Genomic DNA, 23,210 nt, shown 5'->3' on the forward strand with positions numbered 1-23,210 from the left:
GATGGATATTCAAACGCTATTCGGATTGGATGGAAAAGTTGCGTTGGTTACTGGTGGTGCCACCGGTATTGGACGCATGGCTGCGGAATCTCTGATGCGCGCGGGCGCCACCGTTCTGATCGCCAGCCGCAAAGGTGACGCCTGTGAAGCCGTCGCAAAAGAGCTGAACGCATTGGGTGCCAGCGGCAAGGCCATCGGTTTCGCCGGAGACGTTGGAACCGAGGAAGGCGTCGACGCGCTAGTTGCCGCTGTGAAAGAACGGACGGATAAGCTTGATATCCTGATGAACAATGCGGGGATCACCTGGGGCGCGCCGCTGGGCGACTTCCCGTTCAAAGCGTGGTCAAAAGTAATGGACGTAAATGTCGCCGGACTGTTCGACCTGACGCAGAAGCTGTTGCCGATGCTCAAGGCCTCCGGCACAGTGGATGATCCTGCGCGTGTTGTGAACGTGGCTTCGGTTATGGGCGAACGTGAAATGGGCGATGGCGCCTATAGCTATGCTACATCCAAGGCTGCTGTGATCCACATCAGCAAAATTTTGGCGAAAGAACTGGCGGGCGATCATATCACGGTTAACAGCATTGCACCGGGTCCGTTCGTGTCCCGCATGACTGCTTTCGCCACGCACGACGAAGGTATGCGTAGCAAGGTTGGTGAGGACGTGCCGATGAAACGTGTTGGTCGCGATGAAGATATCGGCGGCTGCATGTTGTTCCTGTGCGGACGGGGCGGGGCCTACATCACGGGTGCTGTGATCCCCGTATCTGGCGGTATCAATGTCATGTCTGGCCCGAACATTTTTGAACAGGCGCTGCACTGATGGCTGATATCCGGTTTGATGGACGTGTGGCGATTGTTACAGGCGCAGGGGTCGGTCTTGGCCGCTCCCACGCTTTGGGCTTGGCCGCGCGGGGCGCGAAGGTTGTTGTAAACGATCTGGGCGTGGCGCGTGACGGGACGGGTAAATCTTCGGAAGCTGCCGAAGCGGTCGTAGCTGAAATCAAGGCGATGGGCGGCGAGGCGATGAGCCACGGCGCGGACGTGAGCGATGAGGCAGCCGTCAAGGATATGGTCGCGCAAGCGATGGACGCATGGGGGCGCATTGATATTTGCGTCAACAATGCTGGCATCTTGATGGATAAAACCTTTGCCAAAATGGACATGGCCGCCTTTCGCAAGGTGGTGGACGTACACCTGATCGGCTCTGCCAATGTTGCCCATGCCTGCTGGCCGATCATGCGTGAACAAAAGTATGGCCGTATCGTACTGACCTCTTCTGCTTCGGGGCTTTATGGCAACTTTGGCCAGTCCAACTATGGTGCAGCGAAAGCTGCGATGTTGGGGTTGATGAATGTGCTGCATATGGAAGGCGCGCGCGACAATATCCGCGTCAACACGCTGGCCCCCACGGCAGCTACACGCATGACAGCAGATCTATTGCCCGCTGAAGCGCAAGAACTGCTTGCCCCTGAAACAATCACACCCGGCCTGCTGTATCTGGTAAGCGAGGACGCGCCTAGTCAAGTGATCCTTGGCGCAGGTGCGGGCAGCTTTGCCGAGACGAGGGTTTACGAGACCCAAGGCATCACCCTGATGGGAGATGACAACACCCCCGAAGCCGTCGCAGCACGGTTTGCGGAAATCAGAGACGACACAGACCAACAACAACTGGGCGATGCTTTCGGCCAGACCAAGAAATACGCCCTTAATGCAGCCAAGGCCCGTGGCCTGAAGCTCGACTGGTAATATAGGAGACTACCCATGCGTGACGCAGTAATCGTATCCACAGCACGTACCCCGATCGGCAAAGCCTATCGCGGTGCATTCAACAATACGACACCTCAGGCTTTGGCGGCCCACGCCATTGAAAACGCGGTCAAGCGCGCCGGTGTTGATGTGTCCGAAATTCAGGATTGCATCATGGGTGCCGCCCTGCAGCAGGGCCACTCCGGTGGCAACATCGCGCGTCAGGCGGCGATCCGTGCAGGTCTGCCCGTGACTGTTGCCGGCATGTCGCTGGATCGTCAGTGCGCCTCGGGCATGATGGCGATTGCGACAGCGGCCAAGCAGGTTATTACAGACGGTATGGATGTGGTCATCGGTGGCGGTGTCGAGAGTATCTCTATGGTGCAGACACCTGAGATGCGCGTCAAAGCTGACGGCTGGCTGAAAGAGCACAAGCCCGAAATCTACATGTCCATGCTGGAAACAGCCGAGACAGTCGCCGAGCGTTACAACGTTAGCCGTGAGCGTCAGGACGAGTACGCCGCACGCAGCCAAGAGAACACCCATCAGGCGCAAGAAGCAGGCAAGTTCGACGACGAGATCGTCCCGATGACCACCAAGATGATGGTCCAGAACAAAGAAACCAAGGAGATCACAGAGCACGAAGTGACCCTGTCCAAGGACGAAGGCAACCGCCCGGGCACAAGCGCAGAGATGCTGTCCGGTCTTCAGCCGGTGTTCAAAGACGGGCTTGTCATCAAAGAAGGCAAATACATCACTGCGGGCAATGCATCACAGTTGTCTGACGGTGCTTCTGCAACCGTGATCATGGAAGCCAAAAAGGCCGAGCAGATGGGCCTTGCGCCACTGGGCCGATACATGGGCGTGATGGCGGCTGGTTGTGAGCCGGATGAGATGGGTATTGGCCCCATCTATGCTGTGCCACCACTGCTGAAAGCTCACGGTCTGACCATGGACGACATCGGCCTGTGGGAGCTGAACGAAGCTTTCGCTGTGCAGGTGATCCAGTCACGTGACGTACTTGGCATTCCGGACGAGCTGTTGAACGTAAACGGTGGCGCGATCTCTATCGGTCACCCTTACGGCATGTCTGGGGCACGTATGGTCGGCCACGCGCTGATCGAAGGCAAACGTCGCGGTGCGAAATATGTTGTCTGCACCATGTGTGTGGGCGGCGGCATGGGCGCTGCGGGCCTGTTCGAGGTTCTGTAAACTTTGCGATTTGCGAACAAGAGGGGCGGCTTTAGTCGCCCCCTCACCGTCAACATGAATTCAGGATATCCTATGCCACGTGACGACTCCCACCTGCCGAAAGCGCTGCAAGGTCTGCGCATCCCGTTGATCGCTTCACCGTTGTTCATCATCTCGGTGCCGGAACTGGTGATCGCACAGTGCAAGGCCGGTATCATCGGTTCTTTCCCTGCGCTGAACGCGCGTGAAGCAGAAGGCGAGCATCCGCTGCTCGACACATGGCTGACACAGATCAAGGAAGAACTGGACCGCCACAATCAGGCCAATCCGGACAATCCTGCCGCACCCTACGCGGTCAACCAGATCGTTCACCGCTCCAACACGCGTTTGGACCGTGATCTGGAAATCTGTGTTAAGCATGAGGTGCCGGTTTGGATCACCTCACTTGGCGCACGGGTAGAGGTGAACGAAGCCGCGCATTCGTGCGGCGGCATCGTGATGCATGACATCATCAACAACCGGTTCGCGAAGAAGGCGATTGAAAAAGGCGCTGATGGTCTTGTTGCCGTAGCTGCCGGCGCAGGTGGACATGCAGGCCAGCAGTCCCCGTTTGCTTTGATGCGCGAAATCCGTGAATGGTTTGACGGTCCTGTTGCCCTGTCAGGCTCAATCGCGACTGGCGAAAGCCTGCTGGCAGCGCGGGCAATGGGCGCAGATCTGGGTTACACAGGATCCCCGTTTATCGCCACAGATGAGGCCAATGCCGATCAGGCGTACAAAGACATGATCGTTGAATCCGGCGCTGAGGATATTGTCTATTCCTCGTTGTTTACCGGCGTATGGGGTAACTACCTCAAGGGATCGGTCAAGAACGCTGGCATGGACCCCGACAACCTGCCGACTGCCGATGCGTCTTCGATGAACTTCGGATCGGACCGCGAAAAACCAAAAGCGTGGAAAACCATCTGGGGCTCGGGTCAGGGGATTGGTGCGATCAAATCTGTTGGTCCGGCGGCCGCGATCGTAGATCGGATGGCAGCGGAATACGAGGCCGCGGGCAAAAAGCTGGCGGCAGAGTTTTCCTGATGTCCAAACGGGTTCATCTTACCGGCCGCTTCTTCGATAAGGCTTGGACCTGTGGCTGAGCTATTGGTCATCCGCCACGGGCAGGCCTCTTTCGGGGCTGAGAATTATGATGTGCTGTCCGATCTGGGACGGGCGCAGGCGCGGGCCGCTGGTGCGTGGCTGCGCGAAATGGGGTGGGAGCCTGATCGTGTTGTTACCGGCACGCTTAACCGTCAGATCGATACCGCGACCGAGATGGGCTTTGCGCCCTCGCGTGAAGAGCATGCCGGCCTGAACGAGTATGATTTCGGTAGCCTGCTGGATTCACGGTTTGGTGGTGAAGTGCCTGATTTGGTAAAGGGCGACCGCAAGGTGCACTTCCGTACATTGCGGGAAACAGTCTTTGCCTGGCAGAAAGACGAGATCGAAAAACCCTACGAAACCTGGGCTGCCTTCGCAGAGCGTGTCGAAGCGGCGCGTGCCTTTGCCGTTGATACAGATGCCAAGCGGGTGCTGATGGTCAGTTCTGGTGGCGTAATCGGGCAGCTCACTGCGGCATCCTTGCATGCACCAGCGCAACACATGATGAACCTCAACCTCCAGATCAAAAACGCTGCTATGACACGGTTTATGTTTTCGGGTAGCCTGTTCTCCTTGAATGAGTTCAACGCGACACCGCATTACGCCACACCGGATGGCATCAAATTGATGAGTTACAGTTAGGGACGGCCAAAAATGACGGATACGCAAACTCTCGATGAAGCGGCGGTAAGCGCTTACTTGACCCAAAACCTTCCCGGCTTTGAAGGTCCGATGGAAGTTACCAAATTTCAGGGTGGTCAATCGAACCCGACATTCATGCTTAAAACACCTGCGCATTCCTATGTGTTGCGGCGCAAGCCGCCTGGTGTGCTGTTGAAATCCGCACACGCGGTTGATCGTGAGTTTCGCGTGCAGAAGGCACTGGAGGGATCGGACGTGCCGGTCTCCAAGATGCACCTGCTATGTGAGGACGACAGCGTAATCGGTTCGATGTTCTACATCATGGACCACGTCCAAGGCCGCAACTTCAATGAACCGGCGATGCCCGATCTGACGAAGGCAGACCGGAGCAAGGTTATCTCCGAGATGAACCGCGTTTTGGCCGCCCTTCATTCAGTAGACATTGATGCAGTTGGTCTGTCCGATTACGGGCCAGAGGGCAACTATTTCGAACGACAAGTGGGGCGGTGGTCAAAGCAGTATCGCGCTTCGGAGACGCAGAGCATTCCGGCGATGGACCAATTGATGGATGCACTGGTGGGCGAACGGCCCGCAGATGATGGCCAACGCACGCTTGTGCATGGTGACTACCGAATCGACAACATGATCTTCGATGCAACGGGTACAGATTGTTGTGCCGTATTGGATTGGGAACTATCCACCATCGGCCATCCCTTTGCCGATTTGGCGGCTGTCATCATGCAGTGGCAATTGCCCGCAGGTTCCGAAGGACGTGGCATGGGTGGGCTGGATCGCGCGGCACTTGGCCTGCCAAGCGATGAAGAATTTATCGCGGAATATTGCGCGCGGCGCGGGCTCAGCGGTATCGACAACTTTGGTTACTATCTTGGGTTCACCTTTTTCCGCATGGCGGCGATTATTCAGGGTGTGCTGAAACGCGCGCTCGACGGCAATGCGTCAAATCCAGAGCGGGCCATGAAGGTAGGCGCCTTTGTTCCGGTGTTTGCACAGCACGGGCTTGATGCCCTAAAGCGGGGTTGAGTATGGAGCAATTTGATCCCGATCTGGAAAGCAAGGACCGCAATTTTGTCACGGCATTGGCGCGTGGGCTGGAACTGCTGCGATGTTTCAGGCGCGGAGATCAAACGCTGACGAATAGTGATTTTTCCGAACGCACCGGTCTTCCCAAGGCGACAATCTCACGTTTGACACACACTTTGTGTGAGTTGGATTATCTGGTGGCTGACAGTCGCGTTGGCACGTACCGGTTGTCGGCGGGTGTGCTGCGGCTGGGATTTAGCCGCCTTGCGGCGATGGATATGCGTGACCGTGCCAAGCACGAGATGAACGCGCTACGCCTGAAAGGGCCTAATTCCTACGTTACCGTTGCGCTTGGTGAACAGCACCGTACCGAGGTGATCTATTTGGCGACAGACAGCTCTAATGAGGGTGTTACGCTGATTGTACGGGTCGGCTCTCGGCTGCCATTGTTCCATTCAGCTATGGGCAAGGCGATCCTGGCGGTAACGCCAGAAGACCGCGTTGAACAGATATTTGGTTTCGCCCGCGCCGAGGGTGAGGACGTAGAGCAAGATGCCCGTGCTTGCTATAAGCAGGCGGTGGCTGAGTATGAGGCGAACGGATTTTGTACCTGCTATGGCGATTGGCGTTCTGACGTAAACGGGATCGCGGTGCCCATTCATTCGCTCAGTGACGGTCGCGTGTACGGCATGAATGTCGGCGGGCCTTCATACCATGTAAAACCGAAACAGCTTGAAACTGTCTACGCGCCAAAGCTGCTAAAAGTGGCCCAAGACCTTAGCGCAAAAGAATAGCGGTCAGCCAACCGGAATCGAATTCTTGCACAAATATTGTGCGGGGGGTTGTTCCGCTATGCGGTACACATTCGCATTTCACAGGCCGTACAAATTACATGATTTTTCGCTAAGTTACCCAATGCAGGGCAAATATTTTAAGAATATTTTCCAGCCGATATGGGGTGTGTGATCAGCTAGGCTGTGATTGCGGTAAAGATAATCTATACCAAAAATGATTTATAATCAGGTTCTTAGGTGCAGTATTCTTGCGTGCAACGCACCCTTCTCCATGCGGAATGATTAAATTTCCCCAACGTAATGCCTGAAAAAACCGCGCCGACACCCGCATGTGAGCGCTTGACTTACGGCGGGGGTGTGTAAGTCTCTCGTCATAGCCCATTTATAAAGATCGCAAACAGCGGCGGGCTTTCCTAGGGAGGAATGAAATGAAGAATATCACTAAGCTTGGTGCGGTCTCCGCGCTGTCACTCATCATCGGCGCAAGCGCCGCATTTGCCGAGAACATCAAGGTCGCATTCATTGACCCGCTGTCCGGCCCTTTCGCAAGCACAGGCACAAACGGTCTGCACCAGTTTGAGTTCGCCGCTGACTACATGGTGAACCAGCAGGGCGGATTGCTTGACGGCCAGCAGATGGAAGTCATCGGTTTCGACAACAAAATCAGCCCGAAAGAATCGCTGATCCAGCTGCAGGTCGCTATCGACCAAGGTGTCCGCTTTATCGTGCAGGGTAACTCCTCTGGGGTTGCGAACGCGCTGACCGAAGCAATCGACAAGCACAACCGTCGTAACCCTGACAGTCGTGTGCTCTTCCTGAACTATGCTGCTGTTGATCCGGCGCTGACCAACGACAAGTGTAACTTCTGGCACTTCCGTTTCGATGCCAACGCTGACATCAAGATGGACGCGCTGACAGACGTTATGGCTGCAGATGAGGACCTCAAGAAGGTTTATATCATCGGTCAGGATTATTCCTTTGGTAAAGCTGTGGCTGCTGCCGCCGTAGATATGCTGGGCAAAAAGCGCCCCGATGTTGAAATCGTTGGCAATGAACTGCACCCGATTGGCAAAGTGAAAGACTTCACACCCTACAGCCGCAAGATCGTCGCGTCCGGTGCGGATGCGGTTATCACGGGTAACTGGGGCGCAGACATGCTGGGTCTTGGTAAATCCGTTATCGAAAACGGTTTCGAGGGCCCGATTTATACTTACTACGCAGCGGGCTCCGGTATCACGGCTGCCTTCGGCGAAAGTGGTAAAGGCCGTATCCGTCTGGTTTCTCAGGGTGACATCAACCCGATTGGTTCCGATGAAGCGCGTGAGCTGTATAAGGCTTTCAAAGCCAAATACCCCGATGGCAACATTGACCAAAGCCGTATCTTCAACGTGATTGGTATGCTTTCCGATGCGATCACAGAAGCGGGTACAGCAGATGATGTTGTCGCTATCGCGTCCAAGCTGGAAGGCATGGAGTACGAGAGCATGTGGGGTGGCAAATTGTTCATGCGTCCACAGGATCACCAGCTGATCCAGAACATGAACGTGGGTGTACACACCAACGAAAACGTTGAGTTCGATTACGACAACTCGGGTTTTGGTGTGGTGACAGAATCCACGGTTGAGATGGCTTCCATGGACAGCCCAACAACTTGCGATATGAAGCGCCCTTAAGCCGCGCTTATCGGCCCGCCCGATCGTATCGGGCGGGCCTTTACGTCTCTGATTCAAATTTTACCGGAGGGGCCTAATGGACCTCATTCTCGTCAATCTGATCGACGGGCTGGTGACAGGACTGCTACTGTTTATGCTGTCCGCCGGCCTGACCCTTATTTTCTCGATGATGGGTGTGCTGAACTTTGCCCATGCCAGCTTCTATATGCTGGGCGCTTACTTTGCCTATCAGATCAGCATTGCGCTGGGGTTCTGGATGGGCCTTCTCATTGCGCCGCTTATTGTCGGCGTGCTTGGCGCCGGGGTTGAGCGTTACGGACTTAGGCGTGTACACCAATATGGCCACGTGCCAGAGCTGATCTTCACCTTCGGTCTGGCGCTGCTGATTGAGGAATTGGTCCAGTTCATCTGGGGCAAGAACCAGATGCCCTATGACGTTCCAGACATCTTGAATTTCACGGCGTTTGCGATCTCCGGCAACTCTATCCCCGCCTATAAAATCTTTATGATCTTCATCTCAGTCGGTATTTTCATCGGGCTTCTTTATGTTCTGACGAAGACACGCGTGGGTATGATTATTCAGGCCGCACTCAGTTATCCGCGAACTGTCGAAGCGCTGGGTCACAATGTGCCGCTTATCTTTATGGGTGTTTTCGGTGTCGGCACTGCGTTGGCCGGTGTGGCGGGCGTGATAGCCGGACCGGTGCTTGGCACCTTCCCCGGTATGGCCTTTGTTCTTGGATCAATCGTGTTTGTGACGATCGTGATTGGTGGGCTTGGGTCGCTTTGGGGGGCTTTGGTGGCATCGCTGTTGATCGGTTGGATCACCACTTTTGCCAAGTCTTACAACATCGAGATGGAAAGCGTCCTGAACGCCATTGGCATCGCAACGCCGGAAAATCTGGATGACAATATCTTCCGCGATTTCTGGAGCCTAACAAGCCCGCAGATCGCTGACATCCTCCCCTATATCCTGATGGTGTTGATCCTTATCTTCCGCCCCGCAGGACTGTTCGGAAAGCGCACTTCATGACAGATCAGTTGACAACCGACCCGTCTAAGCCCGCACAGCGTATGCGTGCCGGTTCCATGACACTCTCGCTTGCGCCCTGGATCATCGCGGCCGTCGCGATGATGGTGATGCCGCTGGTGTTCACCAACAACTCCGCGCTGACGATCATGAACCAGATGTCGATCACGATCATTTTTGCTCTGGCGTATAACATGCTGCTTGGGCAGGGCGGGATGCTTTCCTTTGGTCATGCCGTCTATGCTGGTGTGGGTGGGTTCGCCTGCATGCACATCATGAATATGTCGGATTTCTTTGAATCGATCCCACTGGTTATCCTGCCTGTGTTTGGCGGGTTGTTCGGGATGGGACTTGCCCTGATTGTCGGTTCATTCTCGACCCGTTCAGCGGGGACCGTGTTCGCCATGATCTCGCTGGGTGTGGGTGAGCTGATCGCTGCATGTTCGGTTATCATCGTGGCATTCTTCGGAGGCGAAGAAGGTATCAGTGGTGACCGCACCTATGCGCAGCCCTTCTTTGGGGTAGAGTTCCTCCAGCAGATTGAGGTCTATTACCTGACTGCTGCGTGGGTCATCATTTCAGCAGCGCTGATGTACCTGTGGAGCCGTACACCGGTAGGCCGTATGGCCAACGCGGTTCGCGACAACCCGGAGCGGGCCGAATTCCTTGGATATTCCGCGCGCTGGGTACGTTACTACAGCTTTGTTGCGTCCGGATTTTTTGCAGGTGTCGCAGGTGGTCTTTTTGCGATCAACTATGAGATTCTGACCGAGGAAAACCTCAACACGGCGTCTTCTGGTGTAATCCTGCTGGTGACCTTCCTTGGTGGTGTCGGATTCTTCTTCGGGCCGATCATCGGGGCCATTGCCTTTACGTTGCTACAAACCGTGCTGAGCCTTTCGACCGAGCTTTGGGCATTCTACGCAGGTACGCTGTTCCTTGCGACGGTGATGTTCTTTCCTGGTGGCCTTGCCGGATTGATTATGATGCATGTCCCAGCGTTCAAACTGGGTAAAGCCAGCCAATTGATCGTACCCTATCTCAAGACGCTGCTGCCGGGGGCAATCGGGTTGCTTGGGGCTGCGGCACTGGTTGAGATGACGTTCCACTTCCGTCATGCCGCGACCGGCGATGACGAAATGACGATCTTCTGGACCACATTCAACAGTCACGACGTTCTACCTTGGATCATTGCGGGCGCGATCACGTTGATCGGGTTGGGGATTGCGCGGGCCACTGCTCCGTCTCTCAAGGAAGCATGGAACGAAGCCAATACAGCAGGAGGCGCATCATGAGCACGCCAGCCCTTGAATTAAGCGGCCTGAAGAAAAGCTTTGGCAAAGCCGAGATTATCCGCGGCATCGATCTGAGTATCGGCAAAGCCGAACGTCACGCGATTATCGGCCCGAACGGTGCCGGTAAGTCGACCCTGTTCAACCTGATCACCGCGCGCTTTCCGGCCACAGCGGGATCGGTAAAGCTGCACGGTGAGAACCTTGCCGGACTGGAGCCGTATCAGATCAACCGAAAGGGGCTTAGCCGCTCCTTCCAGATCACGAATATCTTTCCGGCGATGACCGTTTTCGAAAACGTACGCTGTGCGCTTTTGTGGTCGCAGGGTTATAAATACAGCTTCTGGGATCTGGTGAACCGCAAGCGTGATCTGACCGAGGGCGCAGAAGCGATCCTTGACCAGATCAACCTGCTTGAACGGCGCAATCTGCCGGCAGGCACGCTCAGCTATGCTGAACAGCGCGCGTTGGAAATTGGTATCACCATCGCAGGCGGTGCTGATGTCATCATGCTGGATGAACCGACAGCGGGCATGAGCCACTCCGAAACCGACTACATCACCGACCTGATCATGAAAGTCACCGAAGGCAAAACGCTGGTGATGGTGGAGCATGATATGGGCGTGGTGTTCGGCCTGGCCGACCGGATCAGCGTGCTGGTCTACGGCGAAATCATCGCAACGGGCAAACCCGAAGACGTGCGCGGGGACCCGAAAGTTCAAGAAGCCTATCTGGGCGCAGCACTGGAGGCAGAACATTGATCGAAGTCACCGACATGCACGCCTATTACGGCAAATCCCATATCCTTCAGGGCGTCACCCTGAACGTTCAGGAAGGGGAAATTGTCGCCCTTCTGGGCCGCAACGGTGTGGGGCGTTCAACCACCTGTAAGGCAATCATGGGAGAGGTTGTTCCGCATGGGTCCGTCAAATTCCGAGGTCAGGAAATCGCGGGCAAAAAGGCCTATGAAGTTGCCAATATGGGCATCGGGTATGTCCCCGAGAACCGCGATATCTTTCCGGGCCTAACAACGCGCCAGAACCTGACACTAGGTCTCAAGCCCGGTCAGAAAGATGGCGTTGGACGTTGGTCGATGCAGATGATGTTTGATATGTTCGAAAACCTTGACCGGCGTGCTGACGTAGAAGCGTCTGTACTGTCAGGTGGTGAACAGCAAATGCTCACCATGTGCCGCACGCTGATGGGCGATCCAGATTTCGTTATGATCGACGAGCCGACAGAAGGCCTTTCGCCACAGATGGTGCAAAAGGTTGCCGAGGTGCTCAAGGCGATTGCCGAAAAGGGCATTTCGACATTGCTGGTGGAGCAAAAGCTGAGCATCGCAATGGACATTGCTGACCGTGTCTATGTGATGGGCCACGGACAAGTTGTTTTTGAGGGCACGCCAGCCGAGCTGAAAGAACGTGAAGATGTGCGCAAGGAGTGGCTGGAAGTCTAATGACGTCCTTTGATATTGACCGCCTTGGTCGCATTGGCGACTGGATGAAAACCTATATTGACGCCCGCCGTTTGGCGGGCGCTTCTGTCTTGCTTTCTCAAGGTGGAAAGGAAATCTACTACCACCAATGTGGTTTACGTGATGTCGCACGTGGCGCGCAGTGGGAGCGTGATACAGTTGCGCGCATCTACTCAATGACAAAGCCGGTGACGTCTGTCGCGCTCATGATGCTGGCAGAACGCGGCTTGTTTCATCTGGATGCGCCGGTGTCAGAGTTTATTCCTGCCTTTACCGATATGCAGTGCCTATTGGATGGGGCCACGTCGATTGATCAGGTGCAACGCTGCGCCACACCAACCCTGCATCAGCTGCTAACCCATACTGCCGGCCTTAGTTATCCATTCAACCCCGGTGTTCTGGGGCAGGAAATGGCGGATCAAGACATCGTATTTCGCGCGGACCAAGGCTCTCTGGCTCAGATGTGTGATCGGGTTGCGGCGTTGCCCTTGGCCTTTGCGCCCGGCAATCGTTGGGAGTATTCGGTCGCGATCGATATTCTGGGTCGCGTTGTCGAAGTGGTCAGTGGCAAAACGCTGGAACAGTTTTTCGTGGATGAGATTTTTGAGCCCCTTGGCGTGTCCGAGACTCGGTTTTCCGTACCAGCAACAGCGCGCGACAGGTTCGCCGCTTGCTACACACCGCTGGCAGGGGATGCGTTTTCGGTGGGCAAAGTCGACACCGCGCCCGAGACTTTGCGCTTGATAGATGATCCTGTGGAATCGCCTTTCTTGGATGCCCAGATGCAATCGGGTGGCGGCGGACTGGTCGGGACTATCGACGACTATCTCAAGTTTACCGAGATGATGCGCACTGGTGGTGCAGGCCTGATCGGGCCCAAAACACTTTCATTCATGATGCAGAACCATCTTGCCGGAGATATTGCATCCATGGGGCCTAGCAGTTTTGCAGAGCAGCCGATGGAGGGCATGGGTTTTGGCCTTGGCGGTGCTGTCTTGCTAGACTCCGGTCGCGCCCGTTCTGCTGGCCACGTCGGTGACTTCAGCTGGGGCGGCATGGCCTCAACGTTTTTCTGGATTGATCCGGTGGCTGAGCTGTCTGCTATATTCTTTACACAACTCATCCCGTCGAGCGCTTATCCCGCGCGTCCGCAACTCAAGGCATTGGTGCACGGAGCCATGACATGAGCCGAATTCTATGGAGCCCAACGCAGGAACGGGCAGAGGCATCGACCATGGCTGCCTTTGAACGGTTTGTTGAAAAAAAGTGCGGTCTGACCTTCGAAGATTACAATGACATGTGGCGGTGGAGTGTTTCAGACCTTGAAGGTTTCTGGGCGTCAATCTGGGAGTTCTTCGACGTCCGCGCCTCTGAGCCTTATAGCCGCATCTTGGCGGACCGCGCTATGCCGGGGGCGCAATGGTGCCCGGGTGCCATGCTCAATTACGCCGATAACATATTGCGCCACGCCGAGGGCCGGACAGACGAGACTGCTATTGTCAGCTTCTCCGAGACATTGGGGCGTAAGGAACTGACATGGGGAGAGTTACGCGCGCAAGTGGCATCGCTTGCGGCAAATCTGCGCCGGATGGGAGTGGTGCAAGGTGACCGCGTGGTGGCTGTTCTGCCCAATACCGAAGTTGCATTGATTTCGTTACTGGCCACGGCGAGTATTGGTGCCGCGTGGTCGCTATGCGCTCCGGACATGGGGCAGGTCGCGATCGTAGATCGCTTTAAACAAATCGCGCCGAAGGTATTCATCGCGCAGGATGGTTACGTTCACGCGGGCAAAACGATAGACCGCCGTGAGGTGCTAGCGCAAATCAGTGCCGAGTTACCCAGTGTCGCCCAGTTCGTCACGCTGCCAATTGTCGGTGATCTGCCTGAAGGACACGTGGCATGGGACACCCTGTTGCACGACGATGTGCCATTTGAAGCGACGCAAGTGCCCTTCGATCAACCGCTCTGGATCGTGTATTCTTCTGGGACAACCGGTAACCCTAAACCCATTGTGCATGGCCACGGTGGCATCATTCTGGAAGCGGCCAAACAATCCCTCCATCATGATCTGACAGCAAAGGACCGGTTCTGCTGGCTCACTTCCTCTGGCTGGATCATGTGGAACGCGCAGTGGACTGCTCTTGGGCAGGGGGCGACTGTGTGTCTATATGACGGGGCGCCCAACCATCCTGATATGCTTGCGGTCTGGCGCTTTGTGGCAGATGAAAAGCTGACCTATTTCGGCGCGGGTGCTGCGTTTTTTGCGGGGTGTCTCAAGGCGGGTGTGACGCCGCGAACTGCTGTTGATCTGTCTGCCCTGCGATCTCTTGGTTCTACGGGTTCGCCGCTGAGCGCGGATGCTTACGACTGGATTTACCGTGATGTGAAGGAAGACGTCTGGCTTGCCCCGATCTCGGGCGGAACAGATTTGGCAGGGGCCTTTGTACTGGGCCATCCGGCCATGCCTGTCCGCGCCGGAGAGATGCAATGCCGCGCCCTTGGCAATGCAGTCCGTGCCTATGATGCGCTTGGCAATGAACTGACCGGCGAAGTGGGAGAGTTGGTCTGTACCGAACCGCTACCCTCTATGCCGCTTTTCTTTTGGGGTGACGAAGACGGTACGCGCCTGTTCGAAAGCTATTATGATACTTACCCCGGTGTCTGGCGGCATGGTGACTGGATCAGTATTGATGAGACCGGCGCGAGCGTGATCTATGGTCGCTCTGATGCCACGATCAACCGCAAGGGGCTGCGGCTGGGTTCAGCTGAAATCTATCAAGCGGTTGAAGGCTTGGACGACGTTCTTGATAGTCTTGTCGTTGATCTGGAATTTCTCGGACGCGAAAGTTTTATGCCGCTTTTTGTTGTACCGGCTGAAGGCGTCGCCTTTGATGACGCTTTGAAGGACAAGATCAATCAGGCCATACGTTCAGGCGTTTCAGCCCGCTTTATCCCGAACGAGATCGTGCAAGTGGCAGAAATCCCGCGTACTCTTTCGGGTAAAAAGCTTGAGGTTCCTGTCAAAAAGCTGTTGTTGGGGGGTGACCCCGCCCGCGTGGTAAACCGTGACAGTATGGCCAACCCCGCGAGCTTCGATTTCTTCATTGCCTATGCAGCAGCACGGGCCAGCGCCTGAGGTTGCTCCTATGAACAACGTTGCCGACGAACTGATTGAACTTTTGGATATCGAACAGCTGGAGGTCGATCTGTTCCGTGGCGTTGGTTCTGGTGGAGAGACGACGACCCGCATTTTTGGCGGCCATGTTATCGCTCAGGCCTTGATGGCCGCTTACCGGACGGTGCCTGATCGGCTTTGCCATTCGCTGCACGCCTATTTCATCCGCCCCGGCGATCCCAAAATTCCGGTAATCTATCAGGTGGACCGCGCCCGCGACGGCGGCAGCTTTACGACGCGGCGCGTGGTGGCGATCCAGCACGGGAAACAAATATTCAACCTCTCTGCGTCTTTTCACATTGATGAAGAAGGCTGGAACTACCAGCATGAGATGCCGCAGGTTGGTAGCCCCGAAGACTGGCCAAACCGCGATGAGCTACGCGAGGCGCATGTCGCGAAAATCCCCGAGAAATTTCACGATGATTTTCTGCGCCAGCGCCCGATTGAGCTGCGCGAGGTTGCGCCGCGCGACTTCTTCACGCCGGAAAAAGCATCAGATCGCAACCACCTGTGGTTCCGGATGGAAGCTGCTAAGGGCCAAGGGCCACAGATGCAGCACTGCTTGCTTGCCTATGCGTCTGACATGAATCTTCTTGGATCATCTCTGCGCCCACACGGGCTGACCTGGTTCCAAGGTAACGTCATGAGTGCCAGCTTGGATCACGCCATGTGGTTCCACGGCCCGATCGAATTTTCGGACTGGCATTTGTATGATCTGGATGCCCCGTGGACAGGAAAAGCCCGCGGCTTTAACCGCGGGTCAATCTACAGTGCAGACGGGACGTTGGTGGCGAGCGTCGCACAAGAAGGTCTCGTGCGGCCGCTCAAGAAGCGCTAAGGCGCTTCCATTGTCACCTTATGAGAATGTGAAAAAACACAGCTTGTTGCCGTCAGGGTCACGAACGTAAGAGCCGTAGAACCGATCAGGTATCCGCTGGCCTGGCGCACCGTCACATGTGCCGCCTAATTCCAGCGCCCGGGCATGTAGGCGGTCAGCCTCTTCTTTTTCATCTATTGTGAAGGCAATCATCACGCCGTTGCCCGGTGTTGGTGCCTCTTTGTCATAAGGTTCACAAACAGCAAGCATAGGCTCACCGCGTTTGGTTCCTATGAAGGCAATACGCCCTGCGTCAATAACAACTTTTGCGCCTTTGTCAGCGAAAAGGTCACAATAGAACTTTTTGGCGCGTTCCATATCGCTCACGCCGATGGTGGTGTAGCCGATCATCTGTTTGTCCTAACTGTCAAAGTTGCCAAAACGGCGGTTAAGTTTGCGCATGCCGCCGATCCAGCGGTCGTAGTTGTCGGTCTTGTTGCGCATGTATTGTTCGACCTCTTTGTGCGGCAGCACAAGGAATGTCTCTGCGCGGATCGTCTCTACGCAGGCTTCTGCGACGGGACCGGGTTCCATCATGCCGTTAATTGCGGCGACGTGGTCTTCGTGGCCGCGGGTCATTTCAGTACGGACCGCTTGAGGACACAGAACCGATACCTTGATACCCTGATCGCCATACGTAAGCGCAAGCCATTCAGCGAGACCGACAGCTGCGTGTTTCGTCACCCCGTAGGGCGCGCTGCCTATTTGGTTCAGTAGGCCAGCCGCCGACGCAGTGTTAAGCAGGTAGCCGCCGCCACGCTCTGACATGAGCGGGACCAGGTGCCGCGCTGCCCAGACATGGGACATCACGTTGATCTCCCAGATGCGTTGCCAGTCGTCATCTTCGACCTCGACGCCACCGGCGACAGAGATACCTGCGTTAGAGCAGAACAGGTCAATCGGACCTGCATCTGCCTCAACAGCATCGATCATTCCGGTGATCTGGTCTTTGATGGCGACATCCACCTGATAGGCTTTGCCGCCCATCATTTTCGCGGTTTCCTCGGCACCAGCCAAATCACGGTCCACGCAGGCGATATGCTTTGCGCCTTCTTCAGCAAAACGCACGCACATGGCACGACCGATGCCAGAGGCAGCACCGGTCACGACGATAATCTTGTCTTTGAGTTCCATATTATGTCCACATATTGGAGCCGCCACAGACGGTAAGCGCCTGTCCGGTCATGTATTTGGAAGCGTCAGACGCGAGGAAAACGGCAAGACCCGCAAAATCTTCTGGATCGCCCAAGCGACGCAGCGGGATTTCGTTCTCGATCCGCTTGGCGACTTCGGGATTGTCCCACAGTTCACGTGCGAATTCCGTTTTAACCAGACCGGGACAGATCGCATTAAAGCGAAGCCCTTTTGGCCCGAATTCCGCTGCAAGGTTGCGTACAAGACCGATCAGCGCCAGCTTTGACATCCCGTAGGTGCCAAGCATGACGGAAGGCTTGAACGCCCCGATGGAAGAGGTGAACGCCATCGATCCAGAGCCCTTTGCCACCATGTCAGGGGCAACAATTTGTGCCAGCCAGAGGTTGGACAGCACGTTGGCATTCATGGTTTTCTGATAGGCATCATCAGGGATCTCGGATGTTTTCCCATAATAGGGATTAACCCCCGCATTGCCGATCACACAATCAATCGGACCGGCAAGTTCGTGTGTTTTATCGACCAGCGCTTGAAGCTGTTCTTTGTAGCCCACATTACAGCTCACGCCATATGCCTTGCCTTTACCGAGGGCATTAATGCCCTCGGCTGCGGCGTCCAGTTGGTCCTGCTTACGGGCAGAGATCACGACAGTCGCGCCATGCTCCGCCAGTGCCGTCGCCATTGCCAGACCCATGCCCTTGGAGGCACCGGTCAGCAGGGCGACTTTACCAGTCAGGTCAAACAGCGCACTCATACGCCGCCCCGTGTCCGGCCTGTTGCGATTTCGCCGCGGGCACGATCGGTACGCGAATTGGACGCCTGATAGTCTTTGACCTCTGCGCGCGCGATAACGTGGTGGTGTACTTCATCAGGGCCATCTGCGTAACGCAGCGTGCGCTGAGCCGTGTACATGCCGGACAGCGGAGACCATTGGGAAATACCCGTGGCACCGTGTACCTGCATCGCTTCATCAATGATGTTGCAGACTTTTTCCGGCACCATCGCTTTGATCATCGACACCCAGATACGGGCCTCTTTGTTGCCCAGTGTATCCATCGCCTTGGCCGCTTTTAGAACCATCAAACGCATGGCTTCGATCTCGATCTTCGCACGCGAAATGGTCTCCATGTTCTTGCCCAGATCAATGATTTTCTTACCGAAGGCTTCACGTGACAGGCCACGCTCGATCATCAGGTCCAGAGCCTTTTCTGCGGCACCGATAGAGCGCATGCAGTGGTGGATGCGGCCAGGTCCAAGACGTACTTGCGAGATCTCAAAACCACGACCTTCGCCCCAAAGAATATTTGATTCCGGCACGCGGACATTGGTGAATTTGATGTGCATGTGGCCGTGCGGTGCATCGTCATGACCGAACACATGCATCGGACCCACAATTTCCACACCGGGAGTATCGATCGGCACAAGAATCTGGGACTGCTGGCGGAAAGGCTCTGCATCGGGGGATGTTTTCACCATCGTGATCATGATTTTGCAGCGCGGATCGCCCGCACCGGAGATATAGTATTTCTCTCCGTTGATGACCCATTCACCGTCTTCCAGCACAGCGGAGGTGGAGATATTTTTCGCATCCGAAGATGCCATATCAGGCTCTGTCATGGCAAAAGCAGAACGGATTTTGCCAGCCAGCAGCGGCTTGAGCCACGTTTCTTTTTGCTCGGGCGTGCCGATACGCTCTAGCACTTCCATGTTGCCAGTGTCAGGTGCGGAGCAGTTCAGCGACTCTGACGCGAGCGGGCTCTTGCCCAGTTCAGCAGCGATATAGGCATAGTCGAGGTTGCTCAGGCCTTCACCGGTTTCGGCGTTGGGCAGGAAGAAATTCCACAGGCCTGCATCGCGCGCTTTTTGCTTTACTGTTTCCAGCAACTCAAGCTGACCGGGTGCGTAGGACCAGCGATCAGCGCGACCTTCCCCCAGTGCATAAAACTCTTCGGTGATCGGATCCACGTTTTCGCGGATGTGCTTGATCACGGCCGCAAGCAGCGGCTTGTTTTTCTCGGACATGCCAAGATTGTTCATTTCCATCGGTGTATCGGACATAAAATGCCTCCCTTAGTTATTTTTCACCCAAGAGGTGAGGTTGTTTCTTCACCCGGCGGGTGAGGCTATTTGTTGACCCAATTGGGTTTGCGTTTTTCGACAAAGGCATTCACGCCCTCTTTGAAATCTTCGGTCTTGGATAGATCCGCGATAACTTCGCGGGAATAAGCAACACTGTCTTGCATGCCGTCACGGGCATACATGTCATTGAGAACCCGTTTCGTTGCTTTCACAGCTGATGGGGACACCGTGCAAAGCTGCTCAGCCTTCTCCATTGCCTTGGCCATTAGTTGGTCATGGGGATGCACCTCATTGACGCAGCCCATCGCAAGCGCTTCGTCCGCCATGATGGTGCGACCTGTGTACATCATTTCCTGTGCGGCCAGACGGCCGATGTAGCGCGACAGGCGCTGCACACCCGATGCAGCCGCAAAGAAACCGACCTTAACTTCTGGCAGCGCGAACTTGGCGTTCTCGGATGCAAGGATGATGTCGCACGACAGCGCTGTTTCAAACCCGCCACCCATCGCAAAGCCGTTCACCGCAGCAATGATCGGTTTCTCAAGGTCAAAGCGTGAGGAAAGGCCCGCGAAACCAGTTGGCGTCATCTTTGCCTTTGACCCGCCTGAGGCAGTTGCCTTCAGGTCGTTGCCTGCAGAAAACGCTTTGTCACCCGCGCCCGTCAGAACCGCGACCCAAAGGTCTTGGTCGGCGGCGAAGTCATCCCAGCATGCGGCCATCTCGTTATGCATGTCCACGTGAACGGCGTTATAGACGTCAGGCCTGTTCATCGTGACGACAAGAATGTGACCCTTCTTTTCGGTTGTGATAAATTCGTAGCTCATACCTTCAGACCTCCGGTATCGATTTCAGTGAATTTGCCACCTGTTGCGGCGAGGTGACGCAAAAGATCGGCAGGGGCGAAGGCCGGATCGTCAGCACCCAGCTTCTCCATCCGATCAAGCACGGCCTGCGCGCCTACCATATCGCCATAGAACATTGGCCCACCCTTGTCGGCAGGCCAGCCATAGCCGTTCAGCCAGACGACATCGATGTCAGAGGGGCGCTGCGCCTTGTTCTCTTCGAGAATTTTCACAGCCTCGTTGATCATAGGGTAAATACAGATTTCGATGATCTCTTCAGGGCTCATCGTGGTCGGCTCGGCACCGGTCACATTCTTGATGATGCCCGCAGTTACATCGGACGGAATCGGACGGCGGTTTTCATCGTAGTCATAAAAACCGGCTTGGGTTTTTTGCCCGCGGCGATCCATTTCGCACAACATGTCGCGGATCGGGTTGTCAGTTGTTGCACCTTTGGACCAACCAATGTCGAGACCGGCAAGATCGCTCATCTGGAAGGGGCCCATTTTGAAGCCGAAGCTGTTTAATGCGGCATCCACGTCCCAAGGCATCAATCCCTTCGCCAGCAGCTTGTTCGCCTGAATTTGGCGCGCAAACAGAATGCGGTTGCCGACAAACCCGGGGCAGACACCCACAAGGGCTGCAATCTTGTTGATCTTCTGCGCCAGCGCCATCGAGGTGGCGACAACATCGTCAGCTGTATGTTTTGCCCGGACAATCTCTAGCAGCTTCATCACGTTCGCAGGTGAGAAAAAGTGCAGGCCGATTACGTCTTCGGGGCGCCGTGTCATTGCAGCGATTTCGTTGATGTCCAACGCAGATGTATTGGTGGCAAGGATTGCGCCCGGCTTCATCAAAGCATCAAGTTCGGTGAATATCTTGCGCTTTAGATCCATGTTTTCGAACACAGCTTCGATCACCAGATCGCAATCGGCCAAATCCGCAATGGCAAGGCGGCCATCGAACCGGTTCATGCGTGCCTCGACTTCTTCTTGCGGGAAACGTCCCTTGTCAGCTGAGCGTTGGTAGTTGCCACGAACCACCTTGAGGCCACGGTCCAGCGCCTCTTGCGTGGTTTCGACGATTTTCACATCATAGCCTGCTGTCGCAAAATTCATTGCGATGCCGCCACCCATTGTCCCGGCACCGATGATCCCAACGATTTTGATGTCGCGTTGCGGTGTGGCAGCATCCAGATCGGGTACTTCCCAAGCCGCTTTGCCTGCTGTCGCGATATAGTCGCCAATTTCTTCTGTTGTTGGTGTCATGTTTTTGCCTTTTCAGTCTCTAAACAAGCGGCGCGCAAGCCGCGCCTGTCAATCTTGTCGGTTGCACCGCGCATCAAAGGGACTGTTTGCGTCCAAAGATGCTGGGGTATTTTATAGCTCGCGGTATGGCCTTCCAAAGCCTGAGCCATCTGCTTTTGGTCCAACGCTGCGCCTTCGCGTAGCTGCACACAGGCGCCTACAATCTCGCCCAACCGTTCGTCAGGTACAGAGAACGCGCAGGCTTCGATCACATCGGGCAGACGGTGAAGCGCACCTTCGACATCAAGACAGGCGATGTTTTCACCACCACGGATAATGATGTTTTTCTTGCGATCCAGAATTGTGACAAAACCGTCTTCGTCCATTACCGCCAAATCGCCGGTGCGGAGCCATCCGTCTTGCAGTGTCTCGGCTGTCGCTTCGGGTTTGTTGAGGTAGCACCGCATATTGGCAGGGCTTTTCACAGTGATTTCACCCAACTGGCCAAGAGGCACCTCATTGCCGGCGTCATCAAGCAGACGAAGCTCTTGCACCGGTGGGTGTAGTTTGCCTGCGCTTTCGGGACGGTCGATATAGTCATCTCCGATCATCCCGATTCCAAGCGCGTTGGTTTCGGTCATGCCCCAGCCTGTGGCGATACCTGCATTCGGGAACGTTTTGGCCAGTTGAGCAACCTGCGCTCCGGGCCGTTTAGCACCGCCAGACCCGAGATAGTCGAGCGTTTCCAGCTTAACACCGGACTTGCGTGCGGCGGCCATCAGGTCAGCCGACTGCGTTGGTACGCCGAGAAAGCGTGTGATTTTTTCGGCTTGGATCAGGCGCACGGCCTCGTCTGCATCCCATTTGCGCATCAAGGTAACCCGTGCGCCTGCGACAAGGCTAAGTAGAAATAGAGGATGCGTTGCCGTCACGTGAAACAGCGGCGTGACGACTAGGGCAGAGGGCGGCAAAGGCTCGGGCGCTCCCTCTTCCGGTGGTGTGACCAAAGGAGCGACGACGGCCTGCATTAACCAGCTGAACACAGCACTCACAGCGCTGCGATGGGTTTGTACGACGCCTTTTGGATGACCTGTGGTTCCTGAGGAATACATCACGGCAAAATCATCATCGGTGTCAATGTCGACGGCCAATGGCGCGTCAGATGCAGCAGTCTGAAGAGAAGTGTAGTTGTGTGCGACCATCCCCTCGCCGTCCCGCACGCCGACCAGTTGAAGGTTTAAATCGGCTTCCAGAGGCTGCAACCGTTCGATGCGCGGACCATCTGCAAACACCAGTTTTGCCTCACTATCGCGCAAAGCATAGTCAAGCTCTTCGGTTGTCCACCAGGCATTTACGAAGACAACAGTCGCGCCCGTCGCGGAAATCGCCAAGACCAGGGTCATCAGCTCGGGATAATTCCGCATGGCAATGGCTACGCGGTCCCCGCGCCCGATGTTGAACTTTGTGCGCAATACCTGTGCCACGCGCCGTACTTCGGCGGCAAATTCACCGAATGTCCAACGCTCCCCTTCGTAAAGAAGATAGTCTGCTGCGCCGTTATCATGTTGTGCCATTCCGGCATCGATCAATCCGTGGACAGTGGGCGGAATGTTTTGAAATGCTTTGTAGGTGACGCCCCGCACAACGGTTGGCGCTACGGCGAAGGTGGGGTTGGTGCTGAGCACATGGGCTACAGCGTCTTCCGGCGACATCGGGTTCATAAGGTTAAACCCGATACGATTTGCAAGCTTGTCATTGTGACCCTCCCAAGTCGGCGGGTCGCCTTTCCTCATCCTCCCGAGG

Annotated in this window: 22 protein-coding genes; 15 read left to right on the forward strand and 7 right to left on the reverse strand. The window is 55.6% G+C overall.

The window, feature by feature from the left end; genetic code table 11:
- Position 1: 1 nt before the first annotated feature.
- The 15 genes from K3757_RS00670 (at position 2) to K3757_RS00740 (ending at position 16,048) form a co-directional block, all read left to right on the forward strand.
- A complete protein-coding gene (locus K3757_RS00670; protein WP_259998324.1) occupies positions 2-823 on the forward strand; it encodes an SDR family oxidoreductase in 822 nt (273 codons plus the stop codon).
- On the forward strand, positions 823-1,749 hold the full coding sequence (locus K3757_RS00675) for an SDR family NAD(P)-dependent oxidoreductase (RefSeq protein WP_259998325.1): 927 nt from the start codon (positions 823-825) through the stop codon (positions 1,747-1,749). Before K3757_RS00670 ends, K3757_RS00675 begins: the two co-directional genes overlap by 1 nt.
- A 15-nt stretch (positions 1,750-1,764) precedes the next feature.
- Complete coding sequence (locus K3757_RS00680) at positions 1,765-2,961, forward strand: acetyl-CoA C-acyltransferase (RefSeq protein WP_259998326.1); 1,197 nt, start codon at positions 1,765-1,767, stop codon at positions 2,959-2,961.
- Between the two features lie 72 nt (positions 2,962-3,033).
- On the forward strand, positions 3,034-4,026 hold the full coding sequence (locus K3757_RS00685) for a nitronate monooxygenase family protein (protein WP_259998327.1): 993 nt from the start codon (positions 3,034-3,036) through the stop codon (positions 4,024-4,026).
- Between the two features lie 51 nt (positions 4,027-4,077).
- Positions 4,078-4,728, forward strand: a complete 651-nt coding sequence (locus K3757_RS00690; protein WP_259998328.1) for a histidine phosphatase family protein — start codon at positions 4,078-4,080, stop codon at positions 4,726-4,728.
- Positions 4,729-4,740: 12 nt separating this feature from the next.
- Positions 4,741-5,769: a phosphotransferase family protein gene (locus tag K3757_RS00695; protein ID WP_259998329.1), complete on the forward strand. Its 1,029-nt coding sequence runs from the start codon at positions 4,741-4,743 to the stop codon at positions 5,767-5,769.
- Positions 5,770-5,771: 2 nt separating this feature from the next.
- Positions 5,772-6,563, forward strand: coding sequence for an IclR family transcriptional regulator (locus K3757_RS00700; RefSeq protein WP_259998330.1), 792 nt, complete (start codon positions 5,772-5,774; stop codon positions 6,561-6,563).
- Between the two features lie 428 nt (positions 6,564-6,991).
- On the forward strand, positions 6,992-8,236 hold the full coding sequence (locus tag K3757_RS00705) for a branched-chain amino acid ABC transporter substrate-binding protein (RefSeq protein ID WP_259998331.1): 1,245 nt from the start codon (positions 6,992-6,994) through the stop codon (positions 8,234-8,236).
- A gap of 76 nt (positions 8,237-8,312) precedes the next feature.
- Positions 8,313-9,269, forward strand: coding sequence for a branched-chain amino acid ABC transporter permease (locus K3757_RS00710; RefSeq protein WP_259998332.1), 957 nt, complete (start codon positions 8,313-8,315; stop codon positions 9,267-9,269).
- The gene (locus K3757_RS00715) at positions 9,266-10,561 is read left to right on the forward strand and encodes a branched-chain amino acid ABC transporter permease (RefSeq protein WP_259998333.1); all 1,296 of its coding nucleotides are present in this window, start codon (positions 9,266-9,268) and stop codon (positions 10,559-10,561) included. Before K3757_RS00710 ends, K3757_RS00715 begins: the two co-directional genes overlap by 4 nt.
- Entirely contained in the window at positions 10,558-11,319 is a 762-nt protein-coding gene (locus K3757_RS00720; protein ID WP_259998334.1) for an ABC transporter ATP-binding protein, read from the forward strand. Before K3757_RS00715 ends, K3757_RS00720 begins: the two co-directional genes overlap by 4 nt.
- Before the next feature lie 14 nt (positions 11,320-11,333).
- Positions 11,334-12,017, forward strand: a complete 684-nt coding sequence (locus tag K3757_RS00725; RefSeq protein ID WP_311201763.1) for an ABC transporter ATP-binding protein — start codon at positions 11,334-11,336, stop codon at positions 12,015-12,017.
- The gene (locus tag K3757_RS00730) at positions 12,017-13,222 is read left to right on the forward strand and encodes a serine hydrolase (RefSeq protein ID WP_259998336.1); all 1,206 of its coding nucleotides are present in this window, start codon (positions 12,017-12,019) and stop codon (positions 13,220-13,222) included. Before K3757_RS00725 ends, K3757_RS00730 begins: the two co-directional genes overlap by 1 nt.
- On the forward strand, positions 13,219-15,171 hold the full coding sequence (locus tag K3757_RS00735) for an acetoacetate--CoA ligase (protein ID WP_259998337.1): 1,953 nt from the start codon (positions 13,219-13,221) through the stop codon (positions 15,169-15,171). Before K3757_RS00730 ends, K3757_RS00735 begins: the two co-directional genes overlap by 4 nt.
- Positions 15,172-15,181: 10 nt before the next feature.
- The gene (locus K3757_RS00740; protein ID WP_259998338.1) at positions 15,182-16,048 is read left to right on the forward strand and encodes an acyl-CoA thioesterase II; all 867 of its coding nucleotides are present in this window, start codon (positions 15,182-15,184) and stop codon (positions 16,046-16,048) included.
- Positions 16,049-16,066: 18 nt separating this feature from the next.
- Here the strand turns inward: K3757_RS00740 and K3757_RS00745 are convergent, their stop codons facing one another.
- The 7 genes from K3757_RS00745 to K3757_RS00775 form a co-directional block, all read right to left on the reverse strand.
- A complete protein-coding gene (locus tag K3757_RS00745; protein WP_259998339.1) occupies positions 16,067-16,438 on the reverse strand; it encodes a VOC family protein in 372 nt (123 codons plus the stop codon).
- 9 nt (positions 16,439-16,447) lie between these two features.
- Positions 16,448-17,221 (reverse strand): SDR family oxidoreductase, encoded by a 774-nt coding sequence (locus K3757_RS00750; protein ID WP_259998340.1) that lies wholly within the window; start codon positions 17,219-17,221, stop codon positions 16,448-16,450.
- 1 nt (position 17,222) lies between these two features.
- The gene (locus K3757_RS00755) at positions 17,223-17,993 is read right to left on the reverse strand and encodes an SDR family NAD(P)-dependent oxidoreductase (RefSeq protein WP_259998341.1); all 771 of its coding nucleotides are present in this window, start codon (positions 17,991-17,993) and stop codon (positions 17,223-17,225) included.
- On the reverse strand, positions 17,990-19,276 hold the full coding sequence (locus K3757_RS00760) for an acyl-CoA dehydrogenase family protein (RefSeq protein ID WP_409202593.1): 1,287 nt from the start codon (positions 19,274-19,276) through the stop codon (positions 17,990-17,992). Before K3757_RS00760 ends, K3757_RS00755 begins: the two co-directional genes overlap by 4 nt.
- Positions 19,277-19,362: 86 nt before the next feature.
- On the reverse strand, positions 19,363-20,142 hold the full coding sequence (locus K3757_RS00765) for an enoyl-CoA hydratase-related protein (protein WP_259998343.1): 780 nt from the start codon (positions 20,140-20,142) through the stop codon (positions 19,363-19,365).
- A complete protein-coding gene (locus K3757_RS00770; protein WP_259998344.1) occupies positions 20,139-21,428 on the reverse strand; it encodes a 3-hydroxyacyl-CoA dehydrogenase in 1,290 nt (429 codons plus the stop codon). Before K3757_RS00770 ends, K3757_RS00765 begins: the two co-directional genes overlap by 4 nt.
- Positions 21,425-23,200, reverse strand: a complete 1,776-nt coding sequence (locus tag K3757_RS00775; protein ID WP_259998345.1) for a class I adenylate-forming enzyme family protein — start codon at positions 23,198-23,200, stop codon at positions 21,425-21,427. Before K3757_RS00775 ends, K3757_RS00770 begins: the two co-directional genes overlap by 4 nt.
- Between the last annotated feature and the right edge of the window lie 10 nt (positions 23,201-23,210).

Origin of the sequence: Sulfitobacter sp. S223 (assembly GCF_025143825.1) — a bacterium.
Lineage (GTDB): Bacteria > Pseudomonadota > Alphaproteobacteria > Rhodobacterales > Rhodobacteraceae > Sulfitobacter.